The organism is Amycolatopsis sp. NPDC059021, from assembly GCF_042739895.1.
GTDB lineage: Bacteria > Actinomycetota > Actinomycetes > Mycobacteriales > Pseudonocardiaceae > Amycolatopsis.
Window position 1 is genome coordinate 1 of record NZ_JBHYIQ010000108.1, and the last position, 21,535, is coordinate 21,535.

General features: G+C 72.2%; 4 protein-coding genes. All 4 read left to right on the top strand.

Annotated elements, in window-relative coordinates:
- Window positions 1-151: 151 nt before the first annotated feature.
- On the top strand, window positions 152-5,005 hold the full coding sequence (locus tag ACFWX1_RS40275; protein WP_378395131.1) for a beta-ketoacyl synthase N-terminal-like domain-containing protein: 4,854 nt from the start codon (window positions 152-154) through the stop codon (window positions 5,003-5,005).
- Window positions 5,006-5,063: 58 nt separating this feature from the next.
- Window positions 5,064-6,125 (top strand): nucleotide disphospho-sugar-binding domain-containing protein, encoded by a 1,062-nt coding sequence (locus tag ACFWX1_RS40280; RefSeq protein ID WP_378395132.1) that lies wholly within the window; start codon window positions 5,064-5,066, stop codon window positions 6,123-6,125.
- Window positions 6,126-6,203: 78 nt separating this feature from the next.
- Complete coding sequence (locus ACFWX1_RS40285) at window positions 6,204-16,724, top strand: SDR family NAD(P)-dependent oxidoreductase (protein ID WP_378395133.1); 10,521 nt, start codon at window positions 6,204-6,206, stop codon at window positions 16,722-16,724.
- Entirely contained in the window at window positions 16,721-21,529 is a 4,809-nt protein-coding gene (locus ACFWX1_RS40290) for a type I polyketide synthase (RefSeq protein WP_378395134.1), read from the top strand. Before ACFWX1_RS40285 ends, ACFWX1_RS40290 begins: the two co-directional genes overlap by 4 nt.
- Window positions 21,530-21,535 lie beyond the last annotated feature (6 nt).

Genomic DNA, 21,535 nt, shown 5'->3' on the forward strand with positions numbered 1-21,535 from the left:
GCCCCCGGCGGGCCCCCCCCGGGGGGGGGCTAACCCGGGGGCTAACCCGGCCGCCGAGCGGGGGCCGCGGCCCGCGGGGGGGCCCGAGGCCGATCCGAACTCGCTGCGGGCCCGGCTGCTCGGGCTCGCGCCCGGCGACCGGCTCAAGGCGGTGCGCGAGCTGGTCACCGAGCATGTGGCCGCCGCGCTCGGGCACGGCTCCGTCCAGCTCATCGACGTCGACCGCGCCTTCAGCGATCTGGGCTTCGACTCGCTGCTCGCCGTCGAACTGCGCAACCGGCTCAACGCGGAGACGGCGCTGGAACTCGCGCCGACCGTGGTGTTCGACTACCCGACCGTGTCCGAGCTCGCCGCGCAGCTGCACGAGCTGCTGGTCGGTGAAATCGACGGAGCGCGGGAAGCGGTCCGCGCGGCCGTCACGCCGGTCGGCGCGCCCGACGAGCCGATCGCGATCGTCGGGATGGCCTGCCGCTATCCCGGCGGGGTCGGCGCGCCGGAGGACCTGTGGCGGCTGGTGGCCGAAGGCGGCGACGGCATCGTCCCGTTCCCCGCCAACCGGTCCTGGGACCTCGACCACTGGCTCGGCCTGGTCACCGCGTCGGGCAAGAAGCCGCAGGGCGGTTTCGTCCCGGACGTCACCGACTTCGACGCCGCGTTCTTCGGGATCAGCCCGAAGGAAGCGGTGATGATGGAACCGCAGCAGCGGATGCTGATGGAAAGCTGCTGGGAGGCGCTGGAACGAGCGGGGATCGAGCCCGCTTCGCTCAAGGGCAGCCAGACCGGCGTGTTCGCCGGGGTCATGCAGTCCGACTACGACCCGGGCCCGTCGGGCACCATCGAGAGCAACGGCCTGTTCCGCAGCACCGGCGTGCTCGGCAGCGTGGTTTCCGGCCGGGTGTCCTACGCGCTGGGCCTCGAAGGCCCCTCGGTCTCGATCGACACCGCGTGTTCGTCCTCTTTGGTCGCCTTGCACTCGGCGATCCAGGCGCTGCGCAACGGCGACTGCTCGCTCGCGCTGGCGGGCGGCGTTTCGGCGCTGACCTCGCCCAGTCCGTTCGCGCACTTCGATCCGGGCGGCACCGCGGCCGACGGCCGTTCCAAGGCGTTCTCCGCGGACGCCGACGGGATCGGCTGGTCCGAGGGTGTCGGCGTGCTCGTCGTGCAGCGGCTGTCCGACGCCGTGCGGGAGGGCCGCGAGGTCCTGGCCGTGATCCGGTCGAGCGCGGTGGGCCAGGACGGCGCGTCCAACGGGCTGACCGCGCCCAGTGGCCCGTCCCAGGAACGCGTGATCCGCCGGGCGCTCGCGCTGGCCGGGCTCGAACCGTCCGATGTGGACATGGTGGAGGCCTCGGCGACCGGCTCCACCCTCGGCGACCCGATCGAGGCGGGCGCGCTGCTTTCGGTCTACGGCAAGGAACGGCCCGCCGAACGGCCGCTGTGGCTGGGCTCGGTCAAGTCGAACATCGGCCACTCGCAGGCGGCCTCCGGCGTCGCGGGCGTCATCAAGATGGTCCAGGCGCTGCGGCACGGCCTGCTGCCGAAGACCCGGTACGCGGACAATCCGACCACGCAGGTCGACTGGTCCTCGGGCCACGTCCGGCTGCTGCCGGAAACCATCCCGTGGGAAACGGATGGGCGTCCGCGCCGGGCCGGGGTGTCCTCCTTCGGCTACAGCGGGACCAACGCGCACGTGATCCTCGAACAGGCTCCGGAAACCCCGGCGGCCGACGCCGTTTCGGCCACGCACCACGGGATCCCGCTGCCGACGCTGATCTCCGCGCGCAGCCGGGAGGCACTGCCCCTGCAGGCCGGACGGCTTCGTATTCATCTGATCGAGCACCCCGAGCTGGACGCCGGGGACGTGGCCTATTCGCTGGCCGCCTTCCGGGCGGTGGGGCAGCACCGCGCGGCCGTGTTCGGCACGGACCGGGCGGATCTGCTCGAAAAGCTCGAGGCGCTCGCTCGCGGTGAGGAGTCCGAGTCGGTGTTGCGCGGTACCGCGCGTGCCGACGTGAAGACGGTGTTCCTCTTCTCCGGCAACGCCGTCGTACGGCCGGGCACCGGGCGGGCGCTGTCCGAGGCGTTCCCGGCGTTCGCCCAGGCGTTCGCCGACACGAGCGCGAAGTTCGACCCGTATCTGGACCGGCCGCTGAGCGAGGTGTTGTTCGGCGAGGACGACTCCGTCAGCGCTCAGTTGCTGGAGCAGGTGAGTTTCGCCGAGGCGGCGCGGTTCTGCGTCCAGGTCGCGCTCTTCCGCCTGCTGGAGTTCTGGGGCCAGCGGCCGGGCCAGGTCCTCGGCCACTCCGGTGGGGAGGTCGCCGCGGCGCACGTCGCCGGCGTGCTGACCCTGACCGACGCGGTGAAGCTCGCTGCGACCCGGGCCCAGCTGCTGCAGGAACTCCCGGCCGGGGCGGCGCATTCGCCGCAGGCGGACGAGGTCGCCGAGGACCTGCTGGAGATCGCGGAGGAGCTGACCTACGCACTGCCGCGGCTCCCGATCGTCTCGACCGTCACCGGCGCCTTCGCCACCGACGAACTGACCGACCCCGCGCACTGGGTGGCCAACCTGCGCGAGCCGGTGCGCCTGTTCGACGCGGTGCGCACGCTGGAGGCGGCCGGGGTGGAACGGTTCGTCGAACTCGGCGGCGGGCTCACCCGGCAGGTCCGCGAAAGCCTGTCCGAGACCAGTGAGGACACGACGTTCCTCACCGTGCTGGACGCCGGCCGCGCCGAGACCGACGCGGTGCTGTCCGCGGCCGCCCGGTTGCATGTGGACGGACTCGGCATCGACGGCGAGCGGTTCTACGTCGGGCGCGACGCGCGGCGGGTGCCGCTGCCGCCGTACGCGTTCCACCGCAAGCGGTACTGGCCCGACGTCGACATGGAGGCCGTCCGCGCGGGTGGTCACCTGGCGGGCACCGGTCTCGACTCGACCGGCCATCCGCTGGCGGGCGCCGCGGTGCGGCTCGCCGATTCGGACGGTGTCGTGCTGACCGGACAGCTTTCCGCGGGCAGCCACCCGTGGCTGGCCGAACATTCGGTCGGTTCGCGGATCGTGGTGCCCGGCGCGGCCTTCGTCGAACTCGCCATCCGCGCGGGGGACGAGGTCGGCTGCGACCGGGTCGCGGAACTGACCGTCGACGTCCCGCTCGTGCTGGCCGAGCGCGGCAAGGTCCAGGTGCAGACGGTGGTCGGCGCGCCGGACGCGAGCGGCGTCCGTACCGTGTCGGTGCACTCGCGGCCGGACGACTCCGGCGCGCCGTGGATCCGCAACGCGCACGGGCTCCTGTCGCGGGGCACCGTCGCCGAGCCGGTCGCGCTCGACGAATGGCCGCCCGCCAAGGCGGAGCCGGTGGCGGTCGACGGGCTCTACGACCGGTTGTCGGGACAGGGGTTGAGCTACGGTCCGGTGTTCCGCGGCCTGCGTGCCGCCTGGCAGCGGGACGACGTGGTGTTCGCCGAGGTGAGCCTCGATCAGGAGACGAGCCTGCAGGCGGACCGGTTCGGCCTGCATCCGGCGGCGCTGGAGGCGGCGCTGCACGCGATCGGCCTGCAGGCCTGCGGCGGTCTGGCGCTGGCCTGGGCGGGGGTCGAGCTGCACGCTTCGGCGGCGGCCCGGCTGCGGGTGCGGATCACCCCGGCGGCCGGCGGCGAATTCTCGGTCGACCTGGCCGATCAGGCGGGTAAACCGGTCGCCACGGTCGAATCGGTGACGCTGCGGCCGGTGGCCGACGTCGAACGTTCTCTGGTCACCGAAGGCGAAACGGCTCCCACCACGGCGACGGCCGCACCGGCACGCCGCACCGCGAGCGCGTCGGGCACGGCGGATCCGGACGGGCTGCGCAAGCGGCTGACCGGACTTGCCAAGGGACAGCGGGAAAAGCTGCTCGTCCGGCTGGTGCTGGACCACATCGCCGCGGTGCTCGGGCACGTCGAATCGGACGTCGTCGACCCGCAACGGCATTTCCTCGAATCGGGTTTCGACTCGGTGTCCGCGGTCGGGCTGAGCCGCAGGCTCGCCGAGGCGACCGGCCTGCACCTGCCGCCGACCGTGGTGTTCGACGAGCAGACCCCGATGGCACTCGCCGCGTTCCTGCTGAAAGCCCTCGAGAACGACACCGCCGAGAACACGGCCACCGCCGCGGTCTCCGCGTCGGACGGGCTGAAGGACCTGTTCGCCGAAGCGGTGCGGACCGGCAAGTCGTTCGAGGGACTCACCCTGCTGATGACGGCGGCCAAGCTCCGCCCGGCATTCGGATCGGCTGCCGAGGCGGGTCCGGTGCCGTTCCCGGTCCGGATGGCCGACGGTCCCCGGCGCCCGCAGCTGCTGTTCCTGAGCAGCCCGGCGGCGATGGGCGGCTCGTACCAGTACGCCAAGCTGGCCTCGCAGTTCCGGGACACGCGGACGTGCTGGGGCCTGTCACTGCCCGGCTTCCTGGAAGGGGAGCTGGTGCCGGACTCGGCCGAGGCGATGGTCGACGTCGTCGTGGAGAGCATCCGCATGTCCTTGGGCGGCGACGACTTCGTGCTCGTCGGCTACTCGTCCGCGGGCATCCTCGCCCAGGCGGTGGTGGCCCGGCTGGAGGAGGCGGACCTGGCGCCGCGTTCGCTGGTTCTGCTCGACACCTACGCCGCGAGCGGCGAGGACGTCCAGGGCAAGGACCAGGCGGAACGGGACCAGGTCGTGCTGGGCCTGACGGCGGGGCTGCCGGAGCTGGAGGCGCGGTACGGGCCGTTCGACGGCACCAAGCTGACCGCGATGGCCCGGTACGTGGACCTGCTGCCGCAGGTCGAGCTGACCGACGTCGCCACGCCGAGCCTGCTGATCCGGCCCGACACCCGGTTCGACGCCGCGACTGCGGATCCGGACAGCGCGAACCCGGACGTCTGGCGGACCACGTGGAGCCGCGCGAACGCGACGGTGACCGTCCCCGGCGATCACTTCAGCCTGATCGAAGGCAGCGCGGCTGCGACCGCCGGTGCCATCGAGGACTGGCTGGCTTGATTTTCCCATCCATAGCGGGTTCCCGGCAGGGCCGCCCCAGGAGTCGAAGGAAGTTCCGATGCGCGTTCTGCTGACCGCACCGTCTTCGGTGTCCCGGCTGCACGGCCTGGTGCCGCTGGGCTGGGCGTTGCGGACCGGGGGACACGAGGTGCAGATAGCCGGGCGGCCACGGTTCACCGCGGAGGTTAACCGGACCGGGTTCGTCGCCGTGGCAGTAGGGAAGGACCTGCCGGACGACGCCGAAGACTGGCTTGCCGATCCCGACGCGGCGGCCGGTCTGGCGGACTACGCCCGGCGGTGGAAGCCGGAGCTGGTCGTGTGGGAGGAACACGCCCCGGCCGGCGCCGTGGCGGCCAGGGTCACCGGGATCACCGCGGTCCGGATGCTGGGCCTGGCCCCGGATCGGGCCCGGCTCGCCGAACGGCTCGAAGCCGGGCTCGCGGTCCACGGCCTGTCGCCGGAGGAGAGCGTGCTGACCGGCCGGGCCACCTTGGACCGTGTCCCGCCTTCGCTGCGGCCGGAACCCGACACCGGGCATGTGCCGCTGCGCTACCTCCCCTACACCGGGCCCTCGGTGGTGCCCTCCTGGTTGCGCCGCAAGCCGCGGCGGCAGCGGATCCTCCTGACGCTGGCCGAGCCCGCCGCGGCCCCGGCGGCGTTGTTCGACGCGATCGCCGAGCTGGACGCCGAGGTGATCTGCGAGCTGCCCGCCAAGGACGTCCCGGCCGGGGCGCGGGTGCCCGCCAACCTGCGGCTGTTCGACTCGGTGCCGGTGAACGCCGTGCTGGGGACCTGCGCCGCGGTCGTCCACGATGGATCGTCGACGACGGCGATCACCGCACTGGCCCACGCGCTGCCGCAGTGCGTGGTGTCCACGGTGCCAGAAAAGGACGGATCGTCGCTCGCGCACCGGATCGCCGGGCAGGGCGCCGCCGTGCTCGCCGGCCGGGGCGAGGACGCCGCGACGTTCGCCGAGCGGATCGGGCTGGCGTTGTCCGACAGCGACGTCCGGGAAGCGGTCGGACGGCTGCACGCGGAGATGGCGGCGATGCCGAGCCCGCACGAACTCCGGCCCGAGCTGGTGAAGATCGTCACCGAAGGGACCCCGACGGCCGGGTGAGAGTGGGGTCGCGGCGCCGGTTTAGGGGTGGGGCGCGGAAACCGGCCTGACTAGCGTTCACAGCGGTGGCTGTTCTTGGTGCCAGGATCGACGTCGAGTTGGGGTGACCGGATGACCGGCGAGGACAAACTGCTCAGCTACCTCAAACGGGCGACCGCCGATCTCCGTGAAACCCGCCGGGTGCTGCGGGAGACCGAGGAGCGAGCGAACGAGCCGCTGGCCATCGTCGGCATGGCCTGCCGCTACCCGGGGGACGTGCGATCCCCGGAGGATCTGTGGGACCTCGTCGACTCCGGGACCGACGCGATCGGCGAGTTCCCCGCAGACCGCGGCTGGGACCTGGACCGGATCTACGACGCGTCCGGCGACAAGCCCGGGACGAGCTACGTGCGACACGGCGGTTTCCTGCCGGAAGCGGCCGAGTTCGACCCGGCGTTCTTCGGGATCTCGCCGCGCGAGGCCGTCGAGATGGACCCGCAGCAGCGGCTCCTGCTGGAGGTCTCCTGGGAGGCGCTGGAGCGCGCCGGGGTGGATCCGACGTCGTTGCGGGGTTCGCGGACCGGGGTCTTCGCGGGCGTGATGTATCACGACTATCCCGGACACGCCAGCGTGGGCAGCGTCGTTTCGGGGCGTGTCGCCTACGTGCTGGGGCTCGAAGGTCCCGCGGTGAGTGTGGACACGGCGTGTTCGTCGTCGCTGGTGGCGTTGCACTGGGCCGGGCAGGCGCTGCGCCGGGGTGAGTGTTCGCTGGCGTTGGTCGGCGGTGTCACGGTCATGGCCACGCCCGAGAACTTCGTCGACTTCAGTGCCCAGCGCGGACTGTCGCCCGACGCGCGCTGCAAGGCCTTCGCCGAGGCGGCCGACGGCACGATCTGGGCCGAGGGCGCCGGAATGCTCGTGGTGGAGCGCCTTTCCGACGCCCGGCGCAACGGGCACGAGATCCTGGCGGTGGTCCGCGGCTCCGCGGTGAACTCCGACGGCGCCAGCAGCGGCCTGACCGCGCCGAACGGTCCTTCGCAGCAGCGGGTGATCCGCGACGCGCTGTCCGCGAGCGGGCTTTCGGCCGCCGACGTGGACGCGGTGGAGGGTCACGGGACCGGCACCGTGCTGGGTGACCCGATCGAGGCGCAGGCGTTGCTGGCGACGTACGGCCGGGATCGCGAGCAGCCGTTGTGGCTGGGGTCGTTGAAGTCGAACATCGGGCACGCCCAGTCGGCCGCGGGGGTGGCCGGGGTGATGAAGATGGTCATGGCGATGCGTCATGGCGTCCTGCCGAAGACGTTGCACGTGGACGAACCATCGTCCCATGTGGACTGGTCGGCCGGTGCGGTGAAGCTGCTGACCGAGGCGCGGGAATGGGTTTCGGCCGAGGGGCGTCCCCGGCGCGCCGGGGTGTCGTCGTTCGGGATCAGCGGGACGAACGCGCACGTGATCGTCGAGGAAGCGCCTCCTGCCGAGGACACCGAGGGATCTGGTGACGTCACCCGGGCGGACGGCGTCGTGCCCTGGTTCGTGTCGGCTCCCCGCGCCGAGGCCCTGCCCGCGCAGGCCGCGCGCCTGCTGTCCTTTGTGGAGGATCGCGAAGACCTGCGTCCGGCGGACGTCGCCTATTCGCTGGCGACGTCGCGGGCGGCGCTGGAATTCCGGTCGGCCGTCGTCGGCAAGGACCGCTATGAACTGCTCGCCGGGCTTCGCGCGCTGGCAACGGGTGCCAGCGCACCCGGCGTTTTCACCGGCACCGCCCGGCCTTCGCGGCGAACCGCGTTCCTGTTCACCGGTCAGGGTTCGCAGCGCGTCGGAATGGGACGCGAGCTGTACGAGACGTACCCGATCTTCGCGGAGGCCTTCGACGCGACGGCGGGATACTTCGACGCCGAACTGGGCATCTCCTTGCGGGAGCTGGTGTTCACCGGCGACCCCGGGGTACTGGCGCAAACCCGGTACGCACAGGCGGCGTTGTTCGCGGTCGAAGTGGCGTTGTTCCGGCTGCTGGAATCGTGGGGCGTCCGGCCGGACTTCGTGGCAGGACACTCGATCGGTGAACTCGTCGCGGCGCATGTCGCGGGTGTGTGGTCCCTGGCCGACGCCTGCCGGGTGGTGGCCGCGCGCGGCCGGTTGATGCAGGAACTTCCGTCCGGTGGCGCGATGTTCGCGATCGCGGGGACCGAGGACGAAGTCCGGTCGCTGCTGCCGGACGGCGTGGACATCGCTGCGATCAACGGTCCCGCCTCGGTGGTGATCTCGGGCCCCGAGGCTGAGGTCACCGAGGTGGCCGAAGCGTTCAAGGCCAAGGGACACAAGACGAATCGCCTGCGGGTTTCGCACGCGTTCCACTCGTCGCTGATGGAGCCGATGCTGGCCGAGTTCCGCGCCGTGCTGGACGGCGTCGGGTTCTCGGCGCCCGGGTTCGGGATCGTGTCGAACGTGACCGGCAGGGCAGCGTCCACCGAGGACTTGTGCTCGCCGGACTACTGGGTCCGGCATGTGCGCGAGGCCGTCCGCTTTTCTGACGGCGTGCGCTGGCTGGAATCCCAAGGCGTGACCCGGTTCGTCGAGTTGGGTCCGGACGGTGTGCTGACCGGGATGGCGCAGGAGTGCGTCGGAGACCCCGGCGCCGTCGTGCTCGCCCCGGTGCTGCGCAAGGATCGGCCGGAGCCCGTGACGCTGGTGACCGCGCTGGCCAGGGCGCGGATCGACGGGTCCACTGTGGACTGGGAAGAGTTCTTCAGCGGCCTCGGCGTCCGGAAGACCGACCTGCCGACCTACGCCTTCGAGCGGGACCGTTACTGGCTGAGGGCTTCGGGATCGGCGGACCTCGGCGGAGTTGGCCTGCTCGCCGCGGAGCACCCGCTGCTGGGCGCGGCGTCGAGCCTGCCGGACTCCGGTGGTCATCTCCTGACCGGCAGGCTGTCCCTCGACACGACGCCCTGGCTCGCCGGTCATGTCGTGCTGGGCCACGTCCTGCTGCCGGGGACGGCGTTCGTCGAGCTCGCCCAGCAGGCCGCCGAACAGGTCGGCTGCCGCACGGTGGAAGAGCTGACGCTGCAGGCGCCGCTGACGCTGCCCGAGCGGGGTGGGGTCGCGCTCCAGGTCATCGTGGGCGGTCCCGACGAGCACGGCCGGCGGTCTCTGGCCATCCATTCCCGCGCGGACGACGACGCCGACGCGCCGTGGGTCCAGCACGCCGCCGGGACACTGAGCCTCGAAAACGGCGGGCACGCGGAAGGCCTGACCACCTGGCCGCCGCCAGGCGCCGAACCGGTCGAACTGGGGGACCCCTACGCCCGGCTCACCGACCTCGGTTATGGCTACACCGGGGTCTTCCAAGGCCTACGGGCGCTCTGGCGTGATGGCGACGAGCTGTATGCCGAGGTCGCCCTTCCCGCCGAGGCGGAAGACGCCGCCGGGTCCTTCGGGCTTCACCCGGCGTTGCTCGACGCGGTCCTGCACGCCCAGCTTCTGGCCTCACCGTCCGAAGTGGACTCTGACGGTCTCGCGCTGCCGTTCGTCTGGAGCGGCCTCACGCTGCGCGCCCGCGGGGCCACCGCCGTCCGCGCCCGGATTTCCCGCACGGGCACCGACGAGGTCGGCATCGAACTCGCCGACGGGTCCGGCGCCCCGGTCGCTTCGATCGCCTCCCTGCTGACCCGCACGGTTTCCGCCGGCCAGCTCGGCGCGCGGGAACCGCACCGGGACTCGCTGTTCGCACTGAACTGGGCACCGGTGCAGGGCGCGGCGCCGGAGGGCGACGTCGTGCTGGCCGGGCCGGACGAGCTCGGTCTCGCCGCAGTGTTCGGTGCCCCGGTCGCCGACTGGCGTTCGCTCGCCACCAGGGAGAACCCGCCGCACACCGTCGTGCTGGCCGTGCCGAGCGATGGGGGAGAAGACCCGGTCACCGCCACGCGGTCGGTGACCGCCGACGTGCTCGCGACCCTGCGCGACTGGACTACCGACGAGCGGTTCGACCGGACACGGCTGGTCCTGGTCACGAGCGGCGACGGGCTCGACCAGGCCGCGGCCCGGGGCCTGGTGCGCTCCGCGCAGGCCGAGCACCCGGGACGGCTGGTCATCGCCGATCTCGACGACCACGAAGCGTCCCGGCTTGCCCTGGCGCCCGCCCTCGGCACCGGCGAACCCGAGCTGGCGATCCGTGAGGCCAAGGTGTTCGCGCCTCGCCTCGACCGGAGCACGTCGGGCAGCACCGCGACGGGGCTGAATCCCGAGGGCACCGTGCTCATCACGGGCGGCACCGGGAGCCTGGGCGCGAAGATCGCGAAGCACCTCGTCAGCGAGCACGGCGTCGGGCATCTGCTGCTCGTCGGCAGGCGGGGCCTCGCGGCCCCCGGAGCCGAAGACCTGGCCGAGGAGCTGACCGCGTCCGGCGCGGCCGTGACCGTGCTGGCGGCCGACCTCACCGACCGCGACGCGCTTTCCCAAGTGCTGGACGGAATTCCCGAGGCACACCCGCTCACCGCGGTCGTGCACGCGGCCGGGGTCCTGGACGACAGCGTCCTGACCGCGCTGACACCGGAACGGCTCGACGCGGTGCTGCGCCCCAAGGCGGAAACGGCCTGGCACCTGCACGAGCTGACGGCGGGACTGGACCTCGCCGCCTTCGTCCTGTTCTCTTCCGCCGCGGGCACACTCGGCTCGCCGGGGCAGGCCAACTACGCCGCCGCGAACGCCTTCGTCGACGCGCTCGCGCGGCTGCGGAAAGATCGCGGGCTGCCCGCGGTTTCCCTCGCCTGGGGACCCTGGGCCGAAGACGGCATGGCGGCGGGACTCGGCGAGACCGACGCCCGCCGGATGAGCCGCTCCGGCATCACACCATTGTCCACTGAGGACGGATTGGCGCTGTTTGACGCCGCGCTCGCCGCGGACGCGCCGGTGCTCTTCCCGATCCGGCTGGACCTCGCCGCGATCCGCGCGACCGGTGAGGTGCCCCCGATGCTCAGCGGCCTCGTCCGGCCCGCGGCCCTGCCCTCGGCCCGCGCCACCACGGACCGGGGCCTGGCGGATCGCCTCGCCGGGCTGTCCGGCCCGGACCGGGAACGCCTGCTGCTGGACGTCGTCCGTGATGAGGTCGCGGTCGTGCTCGGGCACGCGAGCGGCGCGTCCATCGGGGCCGAGCGGCTGTTCAACGATCTCGGTTTCGACTCGCTGACCGCGATCGAACTGCGCAACCGCCTGGGTTCGGCCACCGGGGTGCGGCTCCCGGCGACCCTGATCTTCGATCACCCGACGCCTGCCGCGGTCGCCGCGCTGCTCGACACGGAACTCGCCGGCGCGGCTGCCGGACCGGCCACGGTCGTGTCCGCCGGGGTCGCTGCGGACGACGACCCGATCGTCATCGTCGGCATGGGCTGCCGGTACCCGGGCGGCGTGCGGTCCCCGGAAGACCTGTGGGAGCTGGTCGATTCGGGCCGCGACGCGATCACCGGATTCCCGGAGGACCGCGGCTGGGACATCGGCGCGCTGTACGACCCCGAACGCCGCCGCACCGGCACGAGCGTCACGCGGGAGGGCGGGTTCCTGCTCGACGCGGCCGAGTTCGACCCGGGCTTCTTCGGGATTTCGCCGCGTGAGGCCGTGGAGATGGATCCGCAGCAGCGGTTGCTGCTGGAGGTTTCGTGGGAGGCGCTGGAGCGCGCCGGGGTGGATCCGACGTCGTTGCGGGGTTCGCGGACCGGGGTGTTCGCGGGCGTGATGTACCACGACTATCCCGGGCACGCCGGGATCGGCAGCGTGGTCTCCGGCCGGGTCGCCTACGTGCTGGGCTTGGAGGGGCCCGCGGTGAGCGTGGACACGGCGTGTTCGTCGTCGCTGGTCGCTTTGCATTGGGCCGCACAGGCTTTGCGCAACGGTGAGTGCTCGCTGGCGTTGGTCGGCGGTGTCACGGTGATGGCGACGCCGGAGTCCTTTGTGGAGTTCAGCAGGCAGGGCGGGTTGTCGCCGGACGGGCGATGCCGGTCCTTCGCCGCCGGGGCCGACGGCACCGGCTGGTCCGAAGGCGTCGGCGTGCTGCTGGTGGAGCGCCAGTCCGACGCCCGGCGCAACGGCCACGAGATCCTGGCCGTGGTGCGCGGTTCCGCGATCAACTCCGATGGCACGTCGAACGGGTTGACCGCGCCGAACGGTCCTTCGCAGCAGCGGGTGATCCGTGACGCGCTGTCGTCGGCCGGGCTTTCGACGTCGGATGTCGATGCCGTCGAAGGCCACGGGACCGGCACCGTGCTGGGCGATCCGATCGAGGCGCAGGCGTTGCTGGCGACGTACGGCCGGGATCGTGAGCAGCCGTTGTGGCTCGGTTCCCTGAAGTCGAACGTCGGCCACATGCAGGCTGCCGCGGGCGTGGCGGGCGTGATGAAGATGGTCATGGCGATGCGCCACGGCGTCCTGCCGAAGACATTGCATGTGGACGAGCCATCGTCCCATGTGGACTGGTCGGCCGGTGCGGTGGAACTGCTGACCGAGCCGCGTGCGTGGGCGGCCGAGGGTCGTCCGCGCCGGGCGGGTGTGTCGTCGTTCGGGATCAGCGGGACAAATGCGCACGTGATCGTCGAGGAAGCGCCGCCCGCCAAGGAAAATAGCGAGGTCGTGCGCGTGGACGGCGTGGTGCCGTGGCTGGTCTCGGCCAGGACCCCGGACGCTCTGCGCGCCCAGGCCGCGCAGCTCCTGTCCTATGTAGACGATGGCCTGCACCCGGCCGACGTCGCCTACACGCTGGCGACGGCGCGGGCCGCGCTGGAGCACCGGGCGGCCGTCGTCGGCCGGGACCGGGACGAACTCCTGGCCGGGCTGACCGCGCTCGCCGAGGGCGTGGCCGCACCCGGGCTCGTGCGGGGCGTGGCGAACGATGCGAAGACCGCGTTCCTGTTCACCGGCCAGGGTTCGCAGCGCGTCGGAATGGGACGCGAGCTGTACGAGACGTTCCCGGTGTTCGCGGAGGCCTTCGACGAGGTCTGTGCACGCCTTGACGGCCTGGTCGAGCTGTCCATGCGGGACCTGATCTTCAGCGGGGACCCCGGGGTGCTGGAACAGACCCGGTACGCGCAGGCGGCGTTGTTCGCGGTCGAGGTGGCGTTGTTCCGGCTGCTGGAGTCGTGGGGCGTCCGGCCGGATTTCGTGGCCGGGCATTCGATCGGTGAACTCGTCGCGGCTCACGTCGCGGGCGTGTGGTCGCTCGACGAAGCCTGCCGGGTAGTGGCCGCGCGCGGCCGGTTGATGCAGGAACTTCCCGCCGGCGGCGCGATGTTCGCGATCGCCGCGACCGAGGAGGAGATCCGGCCCCTGCTGCCCGAAGGCGTGGACATCGCCGCGATCAACGGTCCTGCCTCGGTGGTGCTCTCGGGGCCGGAGGCGGAGGTCGCCGAGGTCGCGGAAGCGTTCAAGGACAAGGGTTACAAGACGAACCGGCTGCGGGTTTCGCACGCGTTCCATTCGTCGCTGATGGAGCCGATGCTGGCCGAGTTCCGCGCCGTGCTGGACGACGTTACCTTCGCGGAGCCCGTCCTGGGGATCGTGTCGAATGTGACCGGCGCGGCGGCGAACGAGGTCGGATCCCCGGACTACTGGGTGCGGCACGTGCGGGAAGCCGTCCGTTTCGCCGACGGGGTCCGCTGGCTGGAATCCCAAGGCGTGGCACGGTTCGTCGAGCTGGGCCCGGACGGGGTGCTCACCGGCATGGCGCAGGACTGCGTCGAAGGCGCCGCGACGCTCGTTCCGGTGCTGCGCAAGGACCGGCCGGAGGCCACGACGCTGGTGACCGCCGTCGCACGGGCGCAGACTTCCGGGTCCACTGTGGACTGGGAGAAGTTCTTCGCGGGCCGGGGAGCACGGAAGGTCCAGCTGCCGACCTACGCCTTCGAGCGGGAGCGTTACTGGCTGCGGGCCACGGGCTCGGCGGATCTGGGCGGCGTCGGCCAGGCTCCCGCGGAGCATCCGCTGCTGGGCGCGTCGGTGAGCCTGCCCGGCACCGACGGGCTGGTGCTGACCGGCAGGCTGTCGGTGGACACCATGCCGTGGCTGGCCGATCACGTGGTGCTCGGCCGGGTGCTGGTGCCCGGGACGGCTTTCGTCGAGCTGGCACATCACGCCGCGGAGCAGATCGGCTGCCCCTCGGTCGCGGAACTGACGTTGCAGGCGCCGCTCGTGCTGCCCGAGCGCGGCGGGGCCACCTTGCGCGTGACCGTGGACGGTCCCGACGAGGACGGCAGGCGCCCGATCTCCGTGCACTCGCGGGCCGGCGACCAGCCCGGCACGCCATGGACCCAGCACGCAGCGGGGACGTTGAGCCTCGAAGACAGCGTGCCCACAGCCGATCTGACGGCGTGGCCACCGCCGGGCGCGGAGCAGGTGGAACTCGGCGATCCGTACGGCAGGCTCGCCGAACTCGGGTACGACTACGGCCCCACCTTCCAAGGGCTGCAAGCGATGTGGCGTGCCGGTGACGACCTCTACGCCGAGGTCGCGCTGCCCCGGGAAGCGCACGAGGACGCCGGTGACTTCGGCGTGCACCCCGCCCTGCTCGACGCGGCGCTGCACCCTCAGGTGCTCGACGCGTTCCTCGGGCAGGAAGGCGGCGGCAACCCGATGCTGCCGTTCTTCTGGAGCGGGGTGCGCATCCAGGCGACAGGCGCGTCCGCGCTGCGGGTGCGGCTGTCGCCCGCCGGACCGGACGCCGTCGCCATCACGCTCGCCGACTCGGCGGGCAGTCCTATCGCGACAGTCGAATCCCTTGTCGCGCGGCCCATCGCGCCCGCACAGCTGAACGGCGGAGCGGATGACGCGCTGTTCCGCGTCGCCTGGCAGCCGCTGGTGGCACCGAAGGCGGCGGGAGAATTCGCGGTCCTCGGCGAGGCCGGGCTCGAAGCGGTGGGCGAGGCGGACACCGTGGCGTTGTTCGTCCAGAGCGCATCGGGCTCGGACGTGCCGGGCGGAGTGCGCTCGACCCTCACCCAGGTACTGGCCCACGTGCGGGAATGGCTTGCCGCGGACCGGTTCTCCGGGTCGCGGCTGGCCGTGGTCACCACCGGCGCCATGCCCGAAGACGGCCGTCCCGACCTCGCCGTGGCGCCCGTATGGGGGCTGGTGCGGTCGGCCGAAGCCGAGAACCCCGGCCGCTTCGTCCTGGTCGATCTGGACGGCGAAGAGTCCTCTTCGGACAGTCTCGGCTCGGCGCTGTCCTCGGGAGAGCCGGAAGTCGCCATCCGCTCAGGTGAGCTGTTCGTGCCTCGGCTCACCGCCACCGCACTGTCCGAAGAGGACACGACGTGGGATCCGGCGGGTTCGGTCCTGATCACCGGCGGCACCGGCGGTCTCGGCGCGATCCTGGCCCGCCACCTGGTCGTCGAGCACGGCGTCCGGCGCCTGGTGCTGACCAGCCGTCGCGGCCCGGACGCGGCTGGTGCGCGACGACTGCGCGACGAGCTGACTGAACTCGGCGCCGAGGTGGACGTCGCGAGCTGCGACGTCGCGGATCGCACCGCGGTGGCGAAACTACTCGGCGAGATCCCGCCGGAGCACCCGCTCGTCGCAGTCGTGCACGCTGCGGGCGTGACGGGCGGCGGACTCGTCGGCTCATTGCCGGAGGAGCAACTCGACGCGGTGCTCGGTCCCAAGGTGGACGGAGCGTGGCACCTGCACGAGCTGACCGCCGACCTCGATCTGCGGGCCTTCGTGGTGTTCTCCTCGGCGGCGGGCCTGGTGCTCGGCGCGGGGCAGGCGGACTACGCCGCGGCCAACCTCTTCCTCGACACGCTCGCCGCCGACCGCCGGGCGCAGGGGCTGCCCGCCGTTTCCCTCGCCTGGGGCGCGTGGAGCCCCGAAAGCGACGGCGGCATGGCCGAGCAACTCGACGAAGCCGGGCTCGCCCGGTTGCGCAGGCTCGGGATGCCGCCGATGTCGACGGCCGAGGGACTGGAGTTGTTCGATCTGGCCCTGCGTTCCGGAGATCCCGCGCTGGTGCCGCTCAAACTGGACCAGGCCGCGTTGCGGGCGCGGACCGACGAACTGCCCGCGGTCCTGCGTGGGCTGGTGCGCAAACCGGCGCGGCGGGCACGGGCGGCGGGCCCGGCCGAGGAGCGGGGAACGCTGGCGGCTCGCCTGGCCGAGGTGCCGGAGGCCGCACGTGAGGAGTTCGTGCTCGGTGTGGTGTGCGAGCACGTCGCCGAGGTGCTCGGGCACGCGTCGGCGGCCGCGGTCGACCCGGCGCGGGCGTTCCAGGAAATGGGCTTCGACTCGCTGACCGCGGTGGAGTTCCGCAACCGGCTCAACGCCGTGACCGGGCTGACCCTGCCGGCGACGCTGGTGTTCGACCAGCCTTCGCCCGCCGCGCTCGCGCGGGATCTGCGGGCCCGGCTGGACCCGGGGACGCGCGACGCGACCGAGTCGCTGCTCGCCGAGCTGGACCGGCTCGACGCGGCGTTGACGGCGGGCCGGCCGGGCGAAGGCGGCCACGCCAAGGTCGAGGCCCGCCTGGCGGCGCTGCTGCGCAAGTGGCAGGAAGCGCACGACGAAGAGGACGGTGGGGCCGACATCGACTCCGCGACCGACGACGAGCTTTTTCAGGTACTGGACAACGAACTGGGTATCTCGTGAGTGAGCGGGCGATGACGAACGAGGACAAGCTCCGCGCGTATCTCAAGCGCGCGACGACCGACCTCCAGCAGGCGCGACGGCAACTGCGCGAGGTGACGGCGAAGGACACCGAGCCGATCGCGATCATCGGGATGAGCTGCCGCTATCCCGGTGACGTCCGTTCGCCCGACGACCTGTGGCGGCTGGTCGACGAGGGCGCGGAGGCGCTCGGCGAGTTCCCGGCCGACCGGGGCTGGGACACCGGGCTGTACGACCCCGATCCGGAGCGGCCCGGCAAGACCTACGTCAACCGCGGCGGATTCCTCTACGACGCCGCCTACTTCGACGCGGCGTTCTTCGGGATCAGCCCGCGCGACGCGCGCCGGGCCGACCCGCAGCAGCGCATCCTGCTCGAAGCCGCGTGGGAGGCCATCGAGCGCGCCGGGATGGACCCGCATTCGCTCGCGGGCAGCAAAACCGGGGTCTACGCGGGCCTGATGTACCACGACTATGGCGGCGGCAGCCCCGGCGGGAGCCTGGTTTCCGGCCAGATCTCCTACAGCCTGGCGCTGGAGGGGCCCGCCGTCTCGGTCGACACCGCTTGTTCGTCCTCATTGGTCGCGCTGCACCTGGCGATCCAGGCACTGCGGCGGGGCGACTGCACACTCGCGCTGGCCGGGGGCGTGACGGTGATGGGCACGCCCGAGATGTTCGTCGACTTCAGCCGCCAGCGAGGCCTCGCGCCGGACGGTCGCTGCAAGTCGTTCTCCGACGACGCGGACGGGACGGCCTGGTCCGAAGGCGTCGGCGTCCTGGTGGTCGAGCGCCTTTCCGACGCCCGGCGGCTCGGGCACCGGGTGCTGGCCGTCGTGCGGGGCTCCGCGCTGAACCAGGACGGCGCGAGCAACGGGTTTGCCGCCCCGAACGGACCGTCCCAGGTGCGGGTCATCGAGCAGGCGCTGGCCGACGCGGGGCTGACACCGTCCGATGTGGACGTCGTCGAGGCACACGGTACCGGTACTTCGCTGGGTGATCCGATCGAGGCGCAGTCGCTGCTCGCCACGTACGGCCGCCGCCAGGTCGGGGAGCCGCTGTGGCTCGGCTCGATCAAGTCGAACCTCGGGCACGCGCAGGCCGCGGCCGGGATCGCGAGCATCGTCAAGATGGTGCAGGCGATGCGGCACGGCGTGCTGCCGAAGAGTCTCCACATCGGACAGCCGTCGTCCCATGTGGACTGGTCGTCGGGCGCGGTCGAGTTGCTCACCGAGGCACGCGAATGGCCGCACGTAGAACGACCGCGGCGCTCGGCGGTGTCGTCGTTCGGGATCAGCGGCACCAACGCACACATCATCCTGGAGCAGGGCGACGAACCGGAGGCCCGGGAGGCGAGTCCCGAGGCCGCGGTGACGCCATTGGTGTTGTCCGCCAGGACTCCGTCCGCACTGTCCGAAATGGCCCGGCGCCTGACGTCGTGGCTCGGAGAACGTCCGGAGCTGGACCTCTCCGACGTCGGGTTCTCCTTGGTGACAAGCCGTTCCTCGTTCGAACACCGCGCGGTCGTCGTCGGCGAGGACCGCGATGGGCTGCTGGACGCGCTGCGTGGCCTTGCCGACGGAAACCCGGGTCAGGGCACCGTGACCGGGGAGGCCGATCTTCGCGGGAGGACCGTCTTCGTGTTCCCCGGCCAGGGCTCGCAGTGGGCCGGGATGGGCACCGGACTGCTCGCGACGTCGCCGGTCTTCGCCGACCGGATGACCGAATGCGAGAAGGCACTCTCGTCCTTTGTGGACTGGTCGGTCACCGCCGTTCTGCGCGGCGAACCCGGTGCCCCGTCGATGGAACGTGTCGACGTCGTCCAGCCGGTGCTGTGGGCGACGATGGTCTCGCTCGCCGCGGTCTGGCGTGCGCACGGGATCGAGCCCGACGCGGTGATCGGGCACTCGCAGGGCGAGATCGCGGCCGCCTGTGTTTCCGGCGCGCTGTCGCTGGAGGACGGCGCGCGGGTCGTCGCGCTGCGGAGCCGGGCGATCGGCGAGGTGCTCGGCAGCCGGGGCGGGATGCTGGCGGTCAGCCAGTCCGCCGAGCGGATCGCGGACAGGCTCGGCCGGTGGGAGGGCCGGATCTCGGTGGCCGCGGACAACGGCGCCGGTTCGTCCGTGCTGTCCGGGGACGGCGAGGCGCTCGACGAGCTGCAGGCCGAATTGGCTGCCGAGGACATCCGCGTCAAGCGGGTCCAGGTGGACTACGCGTCCCATTCCGCGCAGGTCGAGGATCTGCGCGAGCGGCTGCTGACGGATCTGGCCCCGATCGTGCCCGGCGCGGGCGAGGTGCCGATGATGTCGACCGTCACCGGGATGTGGACCGAGGGCACCGCACTGGACGCCGGGTACTGGTTCGACAACCTGCGGCAGACCGTGCGGTTCGCGCCGGTGGTCCGGTCGCTGGCCGAGGCGGGGTACGTGGCCTTCGTGGAGGTCAGCCCGCATCCGGTGGTGGCCATGAGCATGCAGGAGACCCTCGACGAGCTGGAGCTCGGCGCGGTGGTCACCGGGACGCTGCGGCGGGACGACGGCGGGCCGGACCGCGTGGCGGCCTCGGTCGCCGCGTTGCACGTCCGCGGTATCGCCCCGGACTGGACGGGCTACTTCCCGGGCGGTGTCCTGGTCGAACTGCCCACGTATCCCTTCAGCGGCAAGCGGTTCTGGCTGGAGGACGAGGCCGCCGGGGAACGGGTCACGACGACGGGACCGGCGGACGGACCGTTCTGGGCCGACGTCGAAGCCGAGGACGCCGAGGCGCTCGGCACGCGGCTGGGCATCGAGCCCGGTCAGCTGCGTGAACTCGTGCCCGCGCTGTCCGCCTGGCGCCGCGGCGAAGTCGAGACGTCCACAATGGACTCCTGGAGCTACGCGGTGCGCTGGGCACCGCTGCCGCAGGCCCCGGCGGGCAGGCTGGCCGGGACCTGGCTGGTGCTGGTCCCGCCGGACTGCGCGCGGGCCTCGGCACTGGCCGACGGACTCGCCGGGCAAGGCGCCGACGTCGTCCGCGTCGTGGTGGAGGACAACGAGTCGGTTGGCGCCGCTTTAGGAGAGCGGAACCCGGCGGGTGTGCTGTCGCTGCTCGCCCTCGACGAACGCACGCACCCGGACGCGCCCGCGTTGTCGTACGCCACTGCGAGCACGATCACCGTAGTGCGGTCGCTGCGCGACGCCGGGATCACCGCGCCGCTGTGGTGCGTCACGTCGGGTGCGGTCGCGGTCGACCGGACCGAAGACGTCGATCCCGGCGCCGCCGCACTGTGGGGTATGGGCACGGTGCTCGCGCTCGACCACCCGGAAACCTGGGGCGGTCTGGTCGATCTCTTCGATCCCGTGGACCCGAAGGCGATCGGCGCGCTGTGTGCCGCACTGTCCGGAAAGGACGGTGAGGACCAGCTGGCGATCCGTCGGCCCGGCACCTTCGCGCGTCGCCTGGTCCGTGCGCCGCTGAAGGGCGACCTCGCGGAAAACACCTGGCAGCCCAAGGGAACCGTACTGGTCACCGGTGGCACCGGCGCCGTGGGCGGGCACGTGGCGCGCTGGCTGGCCGCCGGGGGAGCCGAGCGCGTCGTGCTGGTGAGCCGCCGTGGAGCCGACGCCGACGGCGCCGCCGAGCTGACCGGGGAACTCACGGCACTGGGCACCACAGCGGAGATCGTGGCCTGCGACATCACCGACGGCCCGGCCGTCGACGCCCTGATCGCCGACTACGAGCCGACCGCGATCTTCCACGCCGCCGGGGTCATGGCCGACGAAGCGCCGCTGGCCGAGACGTCACCCGAGGCGTTCGCCGATGCCGTGCGTGCCAAGATCACCGGTGCCGCCTACCTCGACCGGGCGCTCGGCGACCGGCCGCTCGACGCGTTCGTGCTGTTCTCCTCCGGCGCCGCCGTCTGGGGCACCGCGGGACAGCCGGCCTACGCGGCGGGGAACGCCTTCCTCGACGCACTCGCCCAGCGTCGCCGGGCCCGCGGGCTGACCGCGACGTCGATCGCCTGGGGCTCCTGGGGCGGCGGGATGGTCGGCGAAGAGGCGAAGGCCCGGCTGGACCGGCTCGGCGTGCGCGAGCTGGATCCCGTCCTGGCGGTGCGGCTGCTCGGCCGGGTGCTGGAGCGGGACGAATCGCATCTCGTCGTCACCGACATGGACTGGACGAGTTTCCTGCCGATCTACACGCTCGCGCGTCCCCGTCCGCTGCTGCACGATCTCCCGGAGGCGGCTCGCGGGGAGTCGGCGGCGGACGCGACGGCCGACGAGGCGGGCGCGGGCGAACTCACGGCCCGGCTCGCCGGGCTGACCGGCCCCGAGCAGCAGCGCCACCTGCTGGACCTGGTGCGTACGCAGGCCGCGGCGGTGCTCGGGCACGACGAAGGCCCGTCCGTGATCGAACCGGGCCGCGCCTTCAAGGAGTTCGGGTTCGACTCGGTGACCGCGGTGGATCTGCGCAACCGGCTGAGTTCGGCGTCCGGGATGCGGCTGCCCGCCACGGTCGTGTTCGACTACGCCAATCCCCGTGCGCTCGCCGAGCACCTGTGGACCGGGCTGTGCCCCGGCGGCGACGGCCAGGACGTGCCGCTGACCACCGAACTGGACCGCCTGGAATCGCGGCTGGACGGGCTCTCGCACGACGAGATCGAGCGGGACCGCGTCACCGTCCGGATCCAGGCGATGCTGACGAAGCTGAACCGGGCGCTCGGCGGGACCGGCCCGACCGTGGCGGACCGGCTGGAGTCGGCGAGCACCGACGATCTGTTCGCCCTGATCGACGACGAGCTGGGGACATCGTGAACCGCC